Consider the following 17969-nt stretch of genomic DNA (forward strand, 5'->3'; position numbering starts at 1 on the left):
CGTAACTCCTCCAGTCACGAAACTATTCTTGAAAATTCTGGCCGCCAACGGCGCGGGACATGCCGCGAAATTCAGCGATCAGAGTATTGTCTTGATTGATGACGCGGACGTCGTAGATACCGCTGCGACCGGACAGGTTCACTTCTGTCGCGGTAGCCGTCAGGCGGTCACCCTTCCGTCCTGGTGCGAGATAGCTGACCATTGTATGCTGTCCCACCGTTGCAACATTCCGGCTGTTGCAGGCAAAGGCAAAAGCGCTGTCGGCAAGAGCGTGCGTGACGCCGCCATGGCAAATACCGTGTCCGTTACAGTGATGCGGTGCAACAGTCAGTGACAGGACAGCGCGCCCTTCTTCGACCTCCACAAGCTCCATCCCGAACCATTTACTGGCTTCGTCATTGGCCCACATCGCTGCCGCGGATTTTTGGGCACGTTCGTTTGGGGTCATCATCATCTTCCCTGAAAATGCGGTGCGCGTTTTTCGAGGAAACTGGACACGCCTTCTGCGTAATCGGCACTTTCCCCACAAGTTTTCATCGCGTCCGCTTCAATTTCAAGCTGATCGGACAAGGATGTGGTGGCCGCTGTTTGAATGCACTGCTTGGTCAGGCCCAACCCAAGGGTGGCGCCGTTGGAGAGTTGCGTGGCAAGAGCGCGTGCTTCGGTCATCAGCTGATCATCGGGCAACGCCTTCCAGATCAGCCCCCATTCTTCGGCCTGTTTGGCGGTTAGGGGCATTGCTGTCAGGGCCAGCCCCTTAGCGCGCGCTTCGCCCAACAATCGGGGCAGGTGCCAGCTGCCGCCTGTGTCCGGAATCAGCCCGACCTTGGAAAAGCTTTGAATGAACTTTGCGCTTTCCCCGGCCAGAACCATGTCGCAGGCCAGTGCAAGGTTCGCGCCTGCACCCGCGGCCACGCCGTTTACGGCACAAATTACCGGGAAATCCAAAGACCGGATCAGTCGAACCAAAGGGGCATAGAAAGTGCGTACAGTTTTGCCCAGATCAGGCGGGCCATCCATTTTCGAGGGATCGCGGTCTCCAAGGTCCTGACCCGCACAAAAACCGCGCCCTGCGCCGGTCAGCAAAATCGCGCGGGAACCATTTTCGCGCGCGCTCTTCAGCGCGTCCTGAAGGGCAAGATGCATCTCCTCATTGAACGAGTTCAGCTTGTCGGGGCGGTTCAGGGTTATTTCTACCCAGTTTCCGTGATCATGTACAAGGATCGTATCGCTCATGGCAGTCTCATCTGTTCCCGTGACAACTTAATCATTGCATTAACCGAACGGTTGGTCAATATATAAACCCGAACCGAATCTGGACTGATCAAAGGGATTGCCAATGTCGCAGCCGTCGCTGGTGAGTGTTGACTTTAAGGGCGACGTGGCCTGGGTCACGGTCGACAACCCGCCGGTGAACGCAACCTCGACGGGCGTTCGGCAGGGTCTGGCCGCCGCGGTCGATGCAGTTCAGAAAGCTCGGGTTGCCGTCCTGTGCTGCGCCGGTCGGACATTTATCGCGGGCGGTGACATGTCCGAGTTTGATGCGGCTCCGGTTGAGCCGCATTTGCCTGATGTTGTTCAGAAAATCGAAGACAGTAATGTGCCGTTTATCGCCTGTATGCACGGCAACGTGTTAGGTGGCGGGTTTGAAATTGCCATGGCCTGCGCGTGGCGGATCGCAGCGCCGGGCACCAGCTTTGGGTTGCCGGAAGTCAATGTGGGCCTCATCCCGGGGGCAGGGGGCACGCAGCGATTGCCGCGCCTTGTTGGAATGGAAGCAGCGATCGACATCGCCTGTTCGGGAAAAACCCTGAAAGCCGAGGAAATGGCCAATCTCGGCGGAATTGACCTGATTGCCGATAACCCAACGGCAGCTGTTCTGGACTTTGTCGCCAACCTGCCAAAGCGCCCGGCACCTGTCAGTCAAAGGCCCGTCGGCGAATTCGCGTCTGACCTTCTGGAGACGAGCCGTCAGGCTTTGATAAAACGCGCCAGGGGTCAGCAATCACCGCTGGAAAACCTGACCGCGCTCAGCTGGTCGTCCGAACCCTTTGCTGCCGCACAGCCGAAAGAGCGTGCGCGCCATCTGGCTCTGCGTCAAAACTCTGAAAGCCGCGCCTTGCGGTACGCCTTTTTTGCCGAGCGCAAGGTGGCCAGACCTTCCATGATTGCCGGAGTTACTCCGCGCGATATCAGCCGGATCGCAGTTGTCGGTGGCGGGTTGATGGGCGCAGGGATCGCCACCGCTGCCCTGAGTGGCGGGCTGTCTGTTACTTTGATTGAAAGAGATTTGGATGCAGCTGCCGCCGCCCGTAGCCGGGTTGAGGGGCTGCTACAGAGGGCGGTCAAGCGGGGTAAGATGTCCGAAGCACAGCTGCGGGAACGCCTTGCTGCGTTTCGAGCTGTGGACAGCTACTCCGAAGCTGCGAACGCTCAGCTGGCGATCGAGGCTGTGTTTGAAGACTTGTCAGTCAAGCAACAGGTTTTTGCAGAATTGGCCCGCCATATGCAGCGTGACGCGATTCTGGCCACGAACACGTCTTACCTGAGCCCAGTCGATATCTTCGCGGGTATCGAAAATCAATCGCGGTGTATTGGCCTGCATTTCTTCAGCCCTGCCCATGTTATGAAGCTGTTGGAAGTCGTGCATACGCCGCAAACTTCGCCCGAAGTTGTCGCCACCGGGTTTGCGCTTGGAAAAAGGCTTCGCAAGGTTTCTGTGCTGTCGGGCATCTGTGATGGTTTTATTGGCAACCGGATGTTGGCTGCGTATCGGCGCGAGGCCGATTATTTGCTGGCGGATGGGGCGTTGCCTTATCAGGTGGACCAGGCAATGCGAGCTTTCGGGATGCCCATGGGGCCTTACGAGTTGCAAGATCTGACCGGCCTCCAAATCGCCTGGGCCAACCGAAAACGTAATGCAGCAACCCGCGACCCGAACGAACGTTATGTGACGATTGCTGACCAGCTTTGCGAGATGGGTCGTCTTGGCCAGCGCACGGGCAAAGGATGGTATCGCTATGAAGACGGTACTCGCGAACCGATCCGTGATCCCGAAGTGGACGCGTTGATCGAGTCCTACTCGGCTGATCAGGGCATAACGCGGCGGGCATACGCACAGGACGAAATCGTGTCGCGCATTTTGGCGGTGTTGGACAATGAGGGCGCGTTGATCATTCAGCAGGGGATCGCCGAGTCCGCGGAAGCCGTCGATATGGTTCAAATTCACGGCTACGGCTTTCCGCGCTGGCGCGGCGGTCCGATGAACTACTGCAAGGAAATCGGTGCCAGCACGACGCAGGCAATGATGGAAACCGTAGCCAAGGAAAGCCCCGGTTCATGGCGCGTCGCGGGCTGTCTTGGAGACAATTAACAAGTTGATGGTTACAAAAGTGACCATTAACGCATTCTTGACTCATGTTTCACAGGGAGGAGACAGAACTATGAAATTCACAAGGTTGAGCACACTTCTTGCCTCAGCTGCATTGGCCGTTTCAGGTACAGTGGCGCTTGCGGCAGACTATACGCTGACCATCTCCAGCTGGGCCCCACCGACCCATGGCATCAATGCCAAGATGTGGCCGAAATTCGTCGAGATGATCGAAGAGGCCACCGATGGTCAGGTCACCGCCGAGCTGAAGCTGGGCCTTGCCCCGCCCCCCGCGCAGATGGACTTGATCATGGATGGCGCTGCCGATGCCTCGATCATATTCCACGGCTATCAGCCGGGTCGGTTTGTCACCACCAAGATGATCGAACTTCCCGGATACGAAGGCTCGGCCGAGGCTGCGTCGGTTGCGTATTGGCGGGCATATGACGCGCATTTGAAGGCAGCGGATGAACACCGTGGTGTGAAAGTGATCGCTTTGCACACACATGGTCCGGCTCAGCTGCATTCCAGCAACCCGGTAACAACACTGGACGAAGTCTCGGGCCTCAAGGTTCGCATCCCCGGCGGTGTTGGTGGTGACGTGGGCACGGCGCTGGGTGCAACCGGTATCCAGGTTCCTGCACCGAAAGTGTATGAAACCTTGGCTTCCAAAGCCGCAGATGGCGTCGTCATGCCCTTTGAATCCCGCAAAGGTTTCAAGCTGACGGAAGTGGCCCAGAACGTCTATGAGGTCCCTGGCGGCCTGTATCGCGGTTCGTTTGCCTTTATTATGAACGAAGACACCTTTGCTGATCTGCCCGCCGATCTGCAGGCAGCGCTGGAAGAAAACGTTTTCGGGGAACCGCTGAGCCGCGAAATTGGCAAGATCTGGGATGAGATCGATGCGATCGGCCGGGAAGAGACCGAAGGCACCGAAGGTAACGCAATCCATGCCGCATCCGCTGAAGATCTGGAAAAGTTCAATGCGATTGCCGCGGATGTACGCGCCAAGGTTATCGACGAAGTCAGTGGCACAGGCATCGACGCCCAGGCAGCCTACGACATGATCGTAAATGAAATGGCTGCGCAATAACGCAGTCGGGCTGGCGGACGCGATCCGCCAGCCGATTTCACCCGCTGGGGACCCGTTATGCAATCTCTCGTGACCTTTGCGCGTCGCGTCAGTATCGTGCCAACGCTGCTGGCCTGTGCCGCGCTATTCATCCTGATGGTGATGACATTCTTTGATGTCATCCTGCGCTCTGTCTTCAACGCCCCGATCGAGGCGGCGACAGAGCTGACCCGGATCCTGATGGCCATCCTCGTGTTCTCGGTCTTGCCGATGATCTCAGCAGGGAAGGGCCAAATCGCTGTGGACTTGACGGATGGGCTGTTTTCTCGCCTGCGGTTAAGCCGGGTGCGCGATGGGATCGTGTATCTGGTGTCCGGCGTCATGTTGATCTGGCCGATCCAACGTGTCTGGCTACTTGCCGAGCGCGCGCGGGATTACGGGGACGTCACGGAATACCTTTCGATCCCTGTCTTCTATGTAGGCTGGTTCATCTCGGGGTTCATAGCGATCACCGCTGTTGCAATGGTCATCACCGGCTTTTTGCACTTTCTTGCCCCCCATACCTTGTCGGAGCACCACCAATGACCGCTGCCCTGATCGGTTTTGTTCTTGTTCTTGTTCTTGTGCTGGTGCGCTTACCTATCGTGTTTGCAATGGGATTGGTCGGAACGCTTGGGTTTGCCTATGAACGCGGTGGCAGCATCCTGTCCGAGCGTGGGCTGAAAGCCGCGATGTCGATGGTGGGTCGTCAGATCACCGACACGGCGCAGGATTACGGCCTGTCGGTCGTCCCGCTGTTTATCCTTATGGGCTTGTTCGTGAATAAAGGTGGTCTTGCGCGCGAGCTTTACGCAGTTTCAAATGCTTTTCTGGGTCATTTCCGGGGCGGTATCGCCATGGCGACGGTTGCGGCATGCGGAGGTTTTTCGGCCATTTGCGGCTCGTCTCTGGCAACGGCGGCCACCATGTCCAAGGTCGCAATGCCGGAAATGCGCCGCTATGGCTATTCCGACGAGCTGTCGACGGCATCGATTGCAGCGGGCGGTACGCTTGGTATCCTTATTCCGCCTTCGGTGATCCTGGTCATCTACGGGCTGCTGACCGAAACCTCGATTGGAAAACTTTTCGTTGCGGGTATCATTCCCGGTCTGCTTGGCATCCTGTTCTACCTGCTCGCCGTCCGCTGGACCGTCGCACGCAAGCCCGAGTCGGGACCGGCGGGTGAACGTCACGGCTGGGCCGAGCGTCTGTCGGCGGTGCGCTCAGTCTGGGCCGTATTGCTGCTGTTCTTTCTGGTGATTGGCGGATTGTACGGTGCATTCGATTTTCATCCACTGAACCTGACCTTCAGCCCGACCGAGGCGGCAGGCATGGGCGCAATGGGCGCTTTCCTGATCGCGCTGTCACGAGGCGGGCTTACTTTGGGGTCGACTTTTGAGGTGCTGAAGGAAACCACCTATACCGCCGCGGCATTGTTTTCCGTTCTGATCGGGGCACAGATCTTTTCGAATTTCATCAACCTTGCCGGTCTGCCTGAAGCGCTCATCGCGTTGGTTACGGCCTATGACGTTGAACCTTTTGTGGTGATCCTGATGATCCTTGGAATCTACATCATTTTGGGTTGCGTCTTTGAATCCCTGTCGATGCTGCTGCTGACGGTGCCGATCTTCTTCCCGTTGGTCACATCGTTGGGGTATGACCCGATCTGGTTTGGTATTGTTGTGGTTGTGGTGACTGAAATCAGCCTGATCACTCCTCCCGTCGGCTTGAATGTCTTTATTCTGAAAGGTGTGGTCGGGGATGTATCAACCGGAACAATCTTCAAGGGTGTCACTCCGTTCTGGGTGGCGGATATCTTCCGGCTGGCCCTGATCGTTCTGGTGCCGTGGTTGGTGTTGGTTCTGCCTGAACAAATGGGGGCGATGGGGCACTGATGTTCTCTCTGACCGCGCTTCCTGACGGGTATCACACAGATCCCTATCCTGCCTACGCCGCGCTGCGCGAGGATACGCCCGTCTGCTGGCAGCCTGACGGATCGGTTATTCTGTCTCGGTACGAGGATCTGGACCTTATTTACCGGGACATCACGCGGTTCATATCGGACAAGAAAGCGGTATTTGGTCCAAAATACGGGGTCGACAGCCCTTTGTATGAACACCACACCACCAGTTTGGTGTTTAATGACCCGCCGCTGCACACCCGTGTTCGCAAGGTGATGGTCGGGGCGATGAACCCGCGCGCGTTGGCGCAAATGGAACCGGGTCTGATCCAGCTTGTCGATGGGCTGCTCGACGAGATGCAGGTCAAAGGCAATGTCGAACTGATCGAGGATTTTGCCGGAGCAATCCCGATTGAGATCATCGGCAATCTGCTGGGTATACCACGATCCGAACGCGGGCCATTGCGCGATTGGTCTCTGGCCATTCTTGGTGCTTTGGAGCCGCAATTGACGCCAGAGCAGGAAGAGTGGGGTAACCGCTCGGTCTCGGACTTCAAGGACTTCCTGCGGAATATCATCGAGGATCGCCGCGCCAACCCCGGAGATCCGGCAACGGATGTCCTGACCCGGCTGATCCAGGACGACACGGATGGTGGCCTGACCGAGGTAGAGCTGTATCAGAACTGCATATTCATCCTGAATGCAGGGCATGAGACGACAACGAACCTGATCGGCAACGCATTGGAGCTGTTGGACCGGCACCTCGACAAGCGGGCGGAGTTGCTGGCTGACCCGAACCTGATCGTTCCGGCTGTGGACGAGTTTCTGCGGCTGGAAAGCCCGAACCAGTTCGGCAATCGCCTGACCACCGTTGATGTAACGTTCCACGGTCAAACCATTCCGGCTGGTACCGATGTTCATCTGTGTATCGGTGCGGCCAACCGCGATCCACGGCAGTTTGACCGGCCCGACGAGATGATCTTGGACAGACGCCCCAACAAGCATCACGCCTTTGCCGGAGGGCCCCATACCTGCGTCGGCCTGACCCTCGCGCGTCTGGAGGGCCGGGTGGCCGTCGGCCGGTTTCTGACCCGTTTTCCAGACTATCGCATCACCGACGGTGCCGAGCGGGGCGGGCGTATCCGGTTTCGGGGATTTGAACGATTACCCGCGCGGGTCTGAGAAACCCGGCTTGGGAAAATTGCTTGGTAATTTATTGACCGACCGTACGGTTTAAAATATGATTTCGCGAGACCGGCCTATGGCAGCGCGGGGATCGCGACTAAGACGAGGAGACGCTCATGACTATCCAACAGATTTCCAGCTTTGCAGCCGGTGAGTGGGTTTCGCCCGGCGAGGGTGCCCGCGCAATAACAAGCGCTGTGACCGGCGAGGTTATCGCCACAGCGGGTAACAGCGCGTTGGATGTCCAGGGGATGTTGGACTATGCGCGCAATGTCGGAGGGCCGGCACTGCGCAAAATGACGTTCCATGAACGCGCCAAAATGCTCAAGGCGCTGTCCGTCCATTTGGGCCGACACAAGCGGGTCATGTATGATTTGTCTTTCAACACCGGTGCGACGCAATCGGATCATATGATTGATATCGACGGCGGCATCGGAACGATGTTTGTCTTTGCCGCAAAAGGCCGTCGTGAAATGCCGGACGGTCATGTCTATCTGGATGGCGATGTTGAGCAGCTTTCGCGCAACGGTACTTTCCTGGGGCAGCACATCTGCACCCCGCTACAAGGCGTGGCAATTCACATCAACGCGTTCAATTTTCCGGTTTGGGGGATGCTGGAAAAGCTTGCCCCAACCCTTCTGGCGGGCGTTCCGGCGATTGTAAAACCCGCCACGAGCTCGTGTTATGTGACCGAGCTGTGTGTTCGGTTGATGCTTGAGTCCGGCATCTTGCCAGCGGGTGCATTGCAGTTGGTCTCGGGTGGTTTGGGTGACATGCTGGACCGTCTGACTATGCAGGACGTGGTCAGCTTTACCGGATCCGCCGATACGGCCCTGAAACTGCGCTCCAACCCGGTGATCCTTGAGAACTCGGTACGGTTTGTTGCGGAACAGGACAGCCTGAACTGTTCGATCCTTGGCCCCGATGCCGCGCCGGGCACGCCGGAATTTGACCTCTTCGTGAAGGAAGTCCAGCGCGAGATGACCACGAAGGCAGGGCAGAAATGCACCGCAATCCGCCGGATCATCGCGCCCGAACCGCAGGTACAGGCGGTAATTGACGCGCTGTCGGCGCGACTGGCGAAAACGGTCATCGGTGACCCAAAGCTGGAAACCACCCGTATGGGTGCGTTGGTTTCGAACGGTCAGAAGCGTGATGTTCTGGAGAAGACCGCTATCCTTGGGCAAGAGGCCGAGCGTGTCTTCGGCAACCCCGATGATTTTGTGGTTGAGGGCGCTGATGCCGAAAAGGGTGCGTTCCTACCACCCATGCTCTTCCATTGCGCCAATCCTGACGCGGCGCAACATGTGCACGATACCGAAGCCTTTGGTCCGGTCAGCACTGTGATGGGGTATCGCGATCTTGACCATGCCATTGAGCTGGCGAACCGGGGGCAGGGCTCTCTTGTGGCGTCAGTAATCACCCATGATCCAGAAGTGGCGCGACAGGTTGCCATGGGGTCAGGGGCATATCACGGGCGTCTGTATTTCAACAACCGTTACTCGATGAAGGAATCCACCGGTCATGGTTCCCCTCTGCCGCACATGGTTCATGGAGGTCCGGGACGCGCCGGTGGCGGCGAAGAAATGGGCGGGGTACGGGGTGTGAAACACTATATGCAGCGCACCGCTATTCAGGGATCGCCCGATCTGCTGACAGCGATTGGACGAAAATGGGTGCCTGGCGCGACCGAAGTCGAAGGCCCTGCTCATCCCTTTACCCGCCGGTTTCACGATTTGTCGATTGGCGAGACCCTTCACACGGCGCCAAGAACTATCACCATGGAGGACATTGAACACTTCGCCGACTTCACCGGTGATACCTTCTATGCGCACATGGATCAGGCAGCGGCGGAACGTAACCCGTTCTTCCCGGGCAGGGTTGCACATGGGTACTTGCTGTTGTCTTTCGCAGCCGGATTGTTCGTCGAACCGAACGAGGGGCCGGTTTTGGCAAATACCGGTCTTGACGGGCTGCGTTTCATGAAACCGGTCGAGGCTGGTGACACCATCAAGGTTCGTTTGACGGTCAAGCACAAGACCAAGCGCAATGACGACTACGGCGAGGTTCGCTGGCACGTTACCCTGACGCAGCAAGACGATGAGCTGGTCGCAGAATACGAGTTACTGACCATGGTTGCCTACTAGGCACAAGTGCAGGTGCGCAGGGGCTGGATGGCAATTCCCTCCGGCCCGATTATACTGTGCTTATGAAAGATACGGCCCCAGAATGGTTCGAAACCTGCGTCAGCCAGTTGACCACAACTGGCACGCAACGTGTGTGGTCTGTTTTGGTCACGATTTTCGGTGATCTGGCCCAGAGCGGGTCTGACCAGGTTAGTGGCGCGCTGATCACAGCGCTGACCAACCTTGCAGGGATCAAGGCCGAAGCCACGCGTGTTGCGCTGCACAGGCTGCGCAAGGAAGGCTGGATCGAAAGTACGCGGGTCGGGCGAAACAGCGTTCACAGACTGACCGAATTTGGCCGTAGTCAAAGCGCCGCCGCCGCCCCGCGCATCTATTCCCGCGAGACGAATACACCAGAAACTTGGCATGTGCTTATCGCCAACAGTTCAGACAGTTCGCGAAAAGAGTTAGCGGATCTGATGCTGACCGGAGATTATATTTCGGTTAACCCCACAACAGCCATGTCTGCAGGCCCCACCCCCGAGAACCTTGAAGAACTGCTGGGTGTTGAAAGCAGCGCCATTTCGGTTCCAGGCTGGCTGCGCGACCTTTGTGGCCCTGAACAGCTCAAGTCTGCCTATGATCAGTTCTTGCACTCCCTTCAGAGCACCGAGCAACTGTTGCCTGTCGATGGCGTCGATGATCCGTTGAAAATAGCGGTGCTGCGCGTATTGATTGTGCATGGGTGGCGTCGTTTGGTTCTACGCTATCCATCCCTGCCTCCGGCCTTTTTGCCTGTTGGTTGGAAAGGCGCGGAATGTCGAGTGGCTGTGTCCCGACTGCTGGGACAATTGCCCAAACCGAATCTTGCCACGCTGGAATCTGCGGTGGGTGGTTAACTCGTTTTTTGCCGAGCCCGGGATGGCGCTTTTGCGGGCTGGAAGGCGGATGTGAAAGAAGCGTCATTTAATGTTACAGAAAACAGATAGAGACGATTACATGGTAACATAAAGCTTGCGCCGAATCGATTGAGCATTTATTAACCGACCAGACGGTTAATGCTCGTGTTCCAACAGGAGACGCAATTGATGGACGCTTTCATCTGCGACGCAACCCGCACCCCGATTGGGCGGTATGGTGGTGCGCTTTCATCGGTTCGCACGGATGATCTGGCGGCTATCCCGCTGGCGGCCCTGATGGCGCGCAACCCGCAAGTCGACTGGACCAGTGTGGATGACGTCATTTTTGGCGATGCCAATCAGGCAGGAGAGAGCAATCGCAACGTTGCCCGGATGGCGTCCCTGCTGGCCGGATTGCCGACGGACGTACCTGGAACAACGATAAACCGCTTGTGTGCCAGTGGCATGGATGCCGTCGGAATGGCGGCGCGTGGCATCAAGGCAGGCGATTATGATCTTGCAGTTGCGGGTGGCGTGGAAAGCATGTCGCGCGCACCGTTTGTAATGCCCAAAGCGACGTCGGCGTTTACGCGCAGCAATGCGGTTTACGACACGACGATTGGCTGGCGTTTTGTGAACCCAAGGCTACAGCAGCAGTATGGTGTCGATTCCATGCCGCAAACGGCTGACAATGTGGCCGAAGATTATGGGATCAGCCGTGAAGACCAGGACGCCTTTGCCGAGCGCAGCCAGGCACGATGGGCTGCGGCGCACGCGGCAGGCGTGTTCCAAGAAGAAATCACGCCGGTTTCAATTCCACAGCGCAAGGGCGATCCGATTGTTGTCGATACGGATGAACATCCGCGCCCGGGAACCACAGCGGAAAAACTCTCGGGCCTCAAGGGTGTGAACGGGCCGGACAAAACTGTGACTGCAGGGAATGCCTCGGGCGTGAATGATGGTGCAGCCGCGATCCTGATGGCGAATGAAGCGACAGCGACAAAGAACGGCCTGACCCCGATTGCCCGTGTGGTTGGCATGTCCGTCGCGGGTGTCGAGCCTCGGGTCATGGGTATTGGTCCGGTTCCTGCCAGCCGAAAGGTTTTGGCGCGCGCCGGGCTGAGCATCGACCAGATGGATGTGATCGAGTTGAACGAAGCTTTCGCGTCGCAAGGTCTGGCAACGCTGCGAGAGTTGGGCCTGCCCGATGACGCCGCCCATGTGAACCCGAATGGCGGCGCAATCGCCCTTGGCCATCCATTGGGGATGAGCGGCGCCCGACTTGTGTTGACCGCAGCGTACCAACTGAAACGCACCAAAGGGCGCTATGCGCTTTGCACAATGTGCGTCGGTGTCGGGCAAGGCGCTGCACTTATTCTTGAACGCGTGTAACGGAGGAGACGGGACATGTATGCCCAGATGGTAGAATCCGAGGCGTCAAACGATGATCCTGAAAAGCTTGCTGAATTTCAGGCGCGGATCGACGCGGATATCAAGATCGAACCCAAGGACTGGATGCCTCAGGGGTATCGCAAAACGCTGATCCGCCAGATCGGACAGCACGCGCATTCCGAGATCGTCGGACAATTGCCCGAAGGGAACTGGATCACGCGTGCACCGACGCTGCAACGCAAGGCAATCCTTCTAGCCAAGGTGCAGGATGAAGCCGGCCATGGGCTCTACCTGTATTGTGCGGCCGAAACACTGGGTGTCAGCCGTGATGAGATCACCGAGATGCTGCTGGACGGTCGCATGAAATACTCGTCGATCTTCAATTACCCGACGCTGAACTGGGCGGATATCGGCGCCGTCGGATGGCTGGTCGATGGGGCTGCCATCATGAATCAGGTGCCGCTGCAAAGAACGTCTTACGGGCCGTACTCACGCGCCATGATCCGCATTTGCAAGGAAGAAAGCTTCCATCAGCGCCAAGGTTATGACGCGATCCGCAAGATGGCCGAAGGTACACCCGAGCAGCGTAAGATGGCGCAGGATGCGATGAATCGCTTCTGGTACCCGTCGTTGATGATGTTTGGACCGTCCGACAAGGATTCCGTCCACTCCGCGCAGTCGATGGCCTGGAAGATCAAGATCAACACCAATGATGAGCTGCGCCAGAAATTCGTCGACCAGACCGTCCCGCAGGCCGAATATCTGGGTCTGACAATCCCCGACCCGAACCTGAAGTGGAACGAGGAGCGCGGGCATTACGATTTCTCAGAGCCGGATTGGTCGGAATTCTTCGATGTGATCAAGGGCAACGGCCCCTGCAACGTCGACCGTCTGGCGGCGCGCAACAAGGCCTGGGATGACGGCAAATGGGTGCGTGACGGGCTGTTGGCCCACGCGCGCAAGAAACAGGCTGGCAATCTGGCCGCCGAATAAGCTTACCCTGAGGAGGAAACCCGATGAATACCGAATGGCCCCTGTGGGAAATCTTCATCCGCGGTCAACATGGGATGAGCCACCGACATGTCGGCTCGCTGCATGCCCCGGACGCGGAAATGGCGATCAAGAATGCACGCGACGTCTATACCCGCCGCAACGAAGGCGTGTCGATTTGGGTGGTAGAAGCCAACAACATCTCGGCCTCGTCGCCCAGCGACAAAGGCCCGTTGTATGAGCCGAGCGAGAGCAAAGTGTACCGCCACCCGACCTTTTTCGACATCCCCGAAGAAGTGGGGGCGATGTGATGACCCGCGACGAAGCGTTTCAGCAATTCCTGCTGCGGATGGGGGACAATACCCTGATCCTGGGCCATCGCGTCAGCGAATGGTGCGGCCACGCGCCAGTGTTGGAGGAGGATATTGCACTGGCCAACACGGCGCTGGACCTGATTGGACAGACCCAGATGTGGCTTGGCCTTGCCGGAGAGATAGGGGGTGGCAAAACCGCCGATGATCTGGCATTTCTGCGCGACGCGTGGGATTTCCGCAATGTGTTGCTGGTCGAGGTTCCGAACGGTGATTTCGGCCGCACCCTGATGCGCCAGTTCCTGTTCGATGCCTGGCATTCGGTCATGCTCGGCCGTCTTCTGACATCCTCTGACGATCGTGTCGCCGCGATTGCTGCCAAAGCCAGCAAGGAAGTCGCCTATCATCTGGAGCGTTCGGCAGAAACGGTCGTAGGTCTGGGTGATGGAACTGAAGAAAGCCACACCCGGATGCAGGCGGCGCTGGATTACCTCTGGCCATATGTAGGCGAGATGTTTGTCAGCGATGACATCGACGCGCAGATGGTTGCGACCGGGATCGCGCCGAACCCGGCCGATCTGCGCGAAGAATATGATGCGCTGGTCAAACGGGTTCTGGCCAAGGCGACATTGACCCTTCCGGAAAGCCGATTTGCCCATAAAGGCGGGCGTGACGGGCGCATGCATACGGAACATCTGGGGCACCTTTTGACGCAGATGCAGTGGTTGCAGCGCGCATATCCCGGTGCAAGCTGGTAACATGTGATGCAACGCCACTCGACCGACCAGATCTGGGACTGGCTGGATGCCGTACCGGATCCCGAGATTCCGGTAATCTCGGTTGTCGATCTCGGGATCGTACGCGATGTGCGTTGGGATGCCGAAACGCTGCTCGTGACGGTGACGCCAACCTATTCGGGCTGTCCGGCAACATCCGTCATCAGCATGGATATCGAAACCGCGTTGCACGATCACGGTATCAAAGACGTGCGGATCGAAACCTGCATCTCACCAGCCTGGACAACCGATTGGCTGAGCGAAAAAGGCCGCGCCAAGCTGGAAGAGTTTGGCATCGCCCCGCCACAACCGGCGGGCGGGCCAGAGCGCTGCCCGCATTGCGGCAGTAAAGCGGTTGAAAAGGTCAGCCAGTTCGGCTCGACCCCGTGCAAGGCCCATTGGCGCTGTACCGACTGCCTGGAACCCTTTGACTATTTCAAGTGCATCTGAGGAGGAGCACCGGATGGCACGTTTTCATGACCTGAAAGTCACCGACATCCACAAAACCATCCGCGATGCGGTTGTCGTGACGCTTGAGCCTGTCAACGGCGCGGCGGATCAGTTCGATTTCACCGCAGGCCAATACCTGACGTTTCGCCGTGACTTTGACGGAGAAGAACTGCGTCGGTCCTACTCCATTTGTGCGGGTAAGGATGACGGGGTACTGCAAGTCGGGATCAAACGCGTCGAGGGCGGCGCATTCTCCAGTTGGGCCAATTCCGAGCTTAACGTCGGGGACGTTGTGCAGGCGATGCCACCGATGGGCAGCTTTCACACTCCGATCGAAGCTGATGCGGAAAAGCAGTATCTCGGTTTCGCTGGCGGGTCTGGCATCACGCCGGTTCTGTCGATCCTGAAGACAACCCTGACCCGCGAACCCAAGTCCCGCTTTACGCTGATCTACGCCAACAAGGGCATCAACACGATCATGTTCCGCGAAGAGCTGGAAGATCTGAAAAACCTCTATATGGGCCGCCTGAACGTAATCCATATTCTTGAGGCGGATGCACAGGAGATCGACCTGTTCACCGGTCTGGTGACGCAGGAAAAATGCGCCGACCTGTTCAAACATTGGGTCGATATTCAGAACGTGGACACAGCCTTTATCTGCGGTCCCGAGCCGATGATGCTGGGGATCGCTGCCGCGCTGCGCGCGCATGGTCTTGACGACAGGCAGATCAAGTTTGAACTCTTTGCCAGTGCTCAGCCGGGCCGGGCCAAACGCAAGGAAGGTGCGGCAGACGCGGGCACGCAGGCGAACCAAACCAGCGCATCGATCACTCTTGATGGGTCCACTCAGACGATAACTCTGCCCAAGGACCAATCCATTCTGGACGCAGCCTTGGAAAATGCCATGGACGCCCCATACGCCTGTAAGGCCGGTGTCTGTTCAACCTGCCGTTGCCGCGTTCTGGAAGGCGAGGTCGAGATGCTCGCCAATCACGCGCTAGAGGATTACGAGGTTGAAAAAGGCTATGTGCTGAGCTGTCAGGCCTATCCGGTCACCGACCGCGTGGTCGTGGACTACGACCAGTAAAGGGAGAAGACCGATGACTGACACCATGACACTCGACAGCTATCTGGCCGCAGGCGGTGTGCTGACCAACCCAACCAATGTTCCGCCACGCTACCGCGCCGAACTCATGAAGCTGATGGCCACGTTCGTGGACAGCGAACTTGCCGGTGCTGCCGGATTCGCCGACATCATCAATCAGGGTCCGGGCATCAAGGAACGTATCGCAGCCGCGAGGATTGTTCTTGAGAAAACGGATCACGCCGATCAGGTTCTCAGGATAATGGGTGAGTTTGGGGCCGATACCGAGAGATATGCCACACATCATCCGTGGACGGCTCGCCTAAATCGTGACGCCGATATCGGCGCGACCCGCAGCGCACATGACATGCGTCTTGCCGTATTCAATTATCCGATCTCGGGCTGGACCGACGCGGTCATCATGAACCTGCTGATGAGCCGTGCGGTCATGGAACAACTGGCCGAGTTTTCAATGGTTTCCTATCAACCGTTGGCTGAAGCTTTCCGCAGCATCGCCCCGGTCGAAGCCCATCATGGCGCGTTGGCGTTGGAAGGTGCTGTAAAGCTTTCCTGGAACGGAGAGACAGAGCAGATGCAGGACGCGGTTAACTATTGGTGGCCCCGTGTCGCTGTATCCTTTGGTGGCGATGATCTGAAACGGTTTGAGCTTCTGAAATCGCTGGGCTTGCGCCACAATGGCAACAACGCACTGAAAGAGCGTTGGGTTCAGACAGCAGGTGCCGCCGTGAAACAGCTGGGTCTGAAACCACCGGTCTAGTTCAGTGTGAACGCCAAAGGCGGGTTGAGAGGCTATTCCGGGCGCGGGCGATGTGAAACTCGCCCGGCGGTGCAAATCTCCGAATGCGGCCCGTTCATCCCCTTAGGTATTGTTGGTCCAACAGGTTCTGAGAGCAATGACCTGACGTTTCACGCCGGCTGATTGCTGTATTGGCATTTTCCTCTTTTCATATCCGAGTGATTGCGCAAACTGAGCGTAATCAAGCGCCAGATTAAACTCACCAGAAGACAGTGCCTTGGCGGCCGTTCTGGCGCGAGCAGAGTTTGAGGACATCACCGCCACAACGCACCGGAAGGAACCGCCATGGATTTTGCCCCATCGCCGCGCGCCACGGAAATGTATGACCGCCTGAAAGCATTTATGGAGGCGCATATTTACCCGCGCATACGCGATCACAAAGAAGAAATGGCGGCAGGCAGTTTCCCGGTCTCGTTTATGGAAGATCTCAAGGCGTTAGCCCAGGCCGAAGGGTTGTGGAACTTGTTCCTGCCCAGCCTGCGCGACGATGAACCCGGCACCCGGCTGAGCAATCTGGAATACGCGCCGCTGGCCGAACTTATGGGGCAGGTGGCCTGGTCTTCGGAAGTGTTCAATTGCAGCGCGCCCGATACCGGCAACATGGAACTGTTGCACATGTTTGCTACTCCGGAACAGCGCGAGACGTGGCTGGTGCCGCTGTTGAACGGTGAAATCCGATCCTCTTTTGCGATGACTGAACCGGATGTGGCCAGTTCGGACGCGACCAATATTACCACTTCGATACGGCGTGAGGGGGATGAATACGTCATCAATGGCCGCAAGTGGTTCATCACGAACGCCTGTCACCCGAACACCAGATTGTTTATCGTCATGGGTAAAACGGATCCCAATGCGGATCGACACAAACAGCAGAGCATGGTCATTGTCCCAAGGGACACGCCCGGTTTTGAGATTGTTCGCAACCCCACCATTCTGAACATGCACGACCCCGAGGGTCATGCCGAGCTGGTCTTCAAGGATGTGCGCGTCCCGGTCAGCAATCTTTTAGGCGAGGAAGGCAGCGGGTTCGCTCTGGCGCAGGCCCGGCTTGGTCCCGGTCGCATCCACCATTGCATGCGATCGATCGGTGCGGCGGAAATGGCACTTAACCTGATGGTCGAACGCGCGCAGGAACGGAAGGCGTTTGGCAAGCAGCTTGCAGAACAGGGCGTGATCCGCGAATGGATCGCCAAGTCCCGGTTAGAGATCGAACAGGCGCGGTTGCTGACCCTGAAAGCAGCCTGGAAGATTGATCAGGTGGGCGCGAAAGGAGCGTTCCGAGAGATTTCATTGATCAAGGTCGTGGCGCCCAATGTGCATGCTGCTGTCACGGATCGCGCGATGCAGGTCTTTGGCGCGATGGGCATGACCCCGGATACTCCGCTGGCCGACAGCTATACTTGGGCGCGCGCGCTGCGTTACGCGGATGGGCCGGATGAGGTGCATTTGCAGGCCATCGCCAAGCAAGAGTTGAAGAACTCGAACTTTGGCATGTCGGCCCAATGGCTGACCCCGCCATCGCGCTAGGCCGGGGGCGGCATCAGGTCTTGCGCGCCCT

General features: G+C 57.7%; 17 protein-coding genes. 15 read left to right on the forward strand and 2 right to left on the reverse strand.

Annotated elements, in window-relative coordinates; genetic code table 11:
* Nucleotides 1-22 precede the first annotated feature (22 nt).
* A complete protein-coding gene (gene paaI / locus AC2FLU_RS01345; protein ID WP_480547562.1) occupies nucleotides 23-448 on the reverse strand; it encodes a hydroxyphenylacetyl-CoA thioesterase PaaI in 426 nt (141 codons plus the stop codon).
* Nucleotides 449-450: 2 nt separating this feature from the next.
* On the reverse strand, nucleotides 451-1236 hold the full coding sequence (gene paaG, locus AC2FLU_RS01350) for a 2-(1,2-epoxy-1,2-dihydrophenyl)acetyl-CoA isomerase PaaG (RefSeq protein WP_496809293.1): 786 nt from the start codon (nucleotides 1234-1236) through the stop codon (nucleotides 451-453).
* Nucleotides 1237-1339: 103 nt separating this feature from the next.
* On the opposite strand from paaG, the gene AC2FLU_RS01355 reads away from it, so the two are divergent.
* The 15 genes from AC2FLU_RS01355 (at nucleotide 1340) to AC2FLU_RS01425 (ending at nucleotide 17938) form a co-directional block, all read left to right on the forward strand.
* Nucleotides 1340-3373 carry an FAD-dependent oxidoreductase gene (locus AC2FLU_RS01355; RefSeq protein WP_480625360.1) on the forward strand — a complete coding sequence of 678 codons (2034 nt, stop codon included), beginning with the start codon at nucleotides 1340-1342 and terminating at the stop codon, nucleotides 3371-3373.
* 70 nt (nucleotides 3374-3443) lie between these two features.
* On the forward strand, nucleotides 3444-4463 hold the full coding sequence (locus AC2FLU_RS01360; RefSeq protein WP_480476975.1) for a TRAP transporter substrate-binding protein: 1020 nt from the start codon (nucleotides 3444-3446) through the stop codon (nucleotides 4461-4463).
* A gap of 57 nt (nucleotides 4464-4520) precedes the next feature.
* Nucleotides 4521-5027, forward strand: a complete 507-nt coding sequence (locus AC2FLU_RS01365) for a TRAP transporter small permease (protein WP_480521232.1) — start codon at nucleotides 4521-4523, stop codon at nucleotides 5025-5027.
* Nucleotides 5024-6376: a TRAP transporter large permease gene (locus AC2FLU_RS01370; RefSeq protein WP_480478172.1), complete on the forward strand. Its 1353-nt coding sequence runs from the start codon at nucleotides 5024-5026 to the stop codon at nucleotides 6374-6376. Before AC2FLU_RS01365 ends, AC2FLU_RS01370 begins: the two co-directional genes overlap by 4 nt.
* Nucleotides 6376-7563 carry a cytochrome P450 gene (locus AC2FLU_RS01375; protein WP_496809295.1) on the forward strand — a complete coding sequence of 396 codons (1188 nt, stop codon included), beginning with the start codon at nucleotides 6376-6378 and terminating at the stop codon, nucleotides 7561-7563. Before AC2FLU_RS01370 ends, AC2FLU_RS01375 begins: the two co-directional genes overlap by 1 nt.
* 119 nt (nucleotides 7564-7682) lie before the next feature.
* Nucleotides 7683-9713, forward strand: coding sequence for a phenylacetic acid degradation bifunctional protein PaaZ (paaZ, locus tag AC2FLU_RS01380; protein ID WP_496809296.1), 2031 nt, complete (start codon nucleotides 7683-7685; stop codon nucleotides 9711-9713).
* Nucleotides 9714-9775: 62 nt separating this feature from the next.
* Nucleotides 9776-10591 (forward strand): PaaX family transcriptional regulator C-terminal domain-containing protein, encoded by an 816-nt coding sequence (locus tag AC2FLU_RS01385; protein WP_496809297.1) that lies wholly within the window; start codon nucleotides 9776-9778, stop codon nucleotides 10589-10591.
* 189 nt (nucleotides 10592-10780) lie between these two features.
* Nucleotides 10781-11983, forward strand: coding sequence for a 3-oxoadipyl-CoA thiolase (pcaF, locus tag AC2FLU_RS01390; RefSeq protein ID WP_480555169.1), 1203 nt, complete (start codon nucleotides 10781-10783; stop codon nucleotides 11981-11983).
* 15 nt (nucleotides 11984-11998) lie between these two features.
* On the forward strand, nucleotides 11999-12976 hold the full coding sequence (gene paaA / locus AC2FLU_RS01395; protein WP_480476985.1) for a 1,2-phenylacetyl-CoA epoxidase subunit PaaA: 978 nt from the start codon (nucleotides 11999-12001) through the stop codon (nucleotides 12974-12976).
* Nucleotides 12977-12999: 23 nt separating this feature from the next.
* A complete protein-coding gene (paaB, locus tag AC2FLU_RS01400) occupies nucleotides 13000-13284 on the forward strand; it encodes a 1,2-phenylacetyl-CoA epoxidase subunit PaaB (RefSeq protein WP_209507558.1) in 285 nt (94 codons plus the stop codon).
* Entirely contained in the window at nucleotides 13284-14042 is a 759-nt protein-coding gene (gene paaC / locus AC2FLU_RS01405) for a 1,2-phenylacetyl-CoA epoxidase subunit PaaC (protein ID WP_480555168.1), read from the forward strand. Before paaB ends, paaC begins: the two co-directional genes overlap by 1 nt.
* 6 nt (nucleotides 14043-14048) lie before the next feature.
* A complete protein-coding gene (gene paaD / locus AC2FLU_RS01410; RefSeq protein WP_480521244.1) occupies nucleotides 14049-14510 on the forward strand; it encodes a 1,2-phenylacetyl-CoA epoxidase subunit PaaD in 462 nt (153 codons plus the stop codon).
* Nucleotides 14511-14523: 13 nt separating this feature from the next.
* Nucleotides 14524-15597 (forward strand): 2Fe-2S iron-sulfur cluster-binding protein, encoded by a 1074-nt coding sequence (locus AC2FLU_RS01415; protein WP_496809298.1) that lies wholly within the window; start codon nucleotides 14524-14526, stop codon nucleotides 15595-15597.
* A 13-nt stretch (nucleotides 15598-15610) separates the two neighbouring features.
* Nucleotides 15611-16372, forward strand: coding sequence for a Phenylacetic acid catabolic protein (locus tag AC2FLU_RS01420; RefSeq protein ID WP_496809299.1), 762 nt, complete (start codon nucleotides 15611-15613; stop codon nucleotides 16370-16372).
* A 324-nt stretch (nucleotides 16373-16696) separates the two neighbouring features.
* The gene (locus tag AC2FLU_RS01425; protein ID WP_496809300.1) at nucleotides 16697-17938 is read left to right on the forward strand and encodes an acyl-CoA dehydrogenase family protein; all 1242 of its coding nucleotides are present in this window, start codon (nucleotides 16697-16699) and stop codon (nucleotides 17936-17938) included.
* The last annotated feature ends 31 nt before the right edge of the window (nucleotides 17939-17969 follow it).

This window comes from Ruegeria sp. SAZD013, from assembly GCF_059612525.1.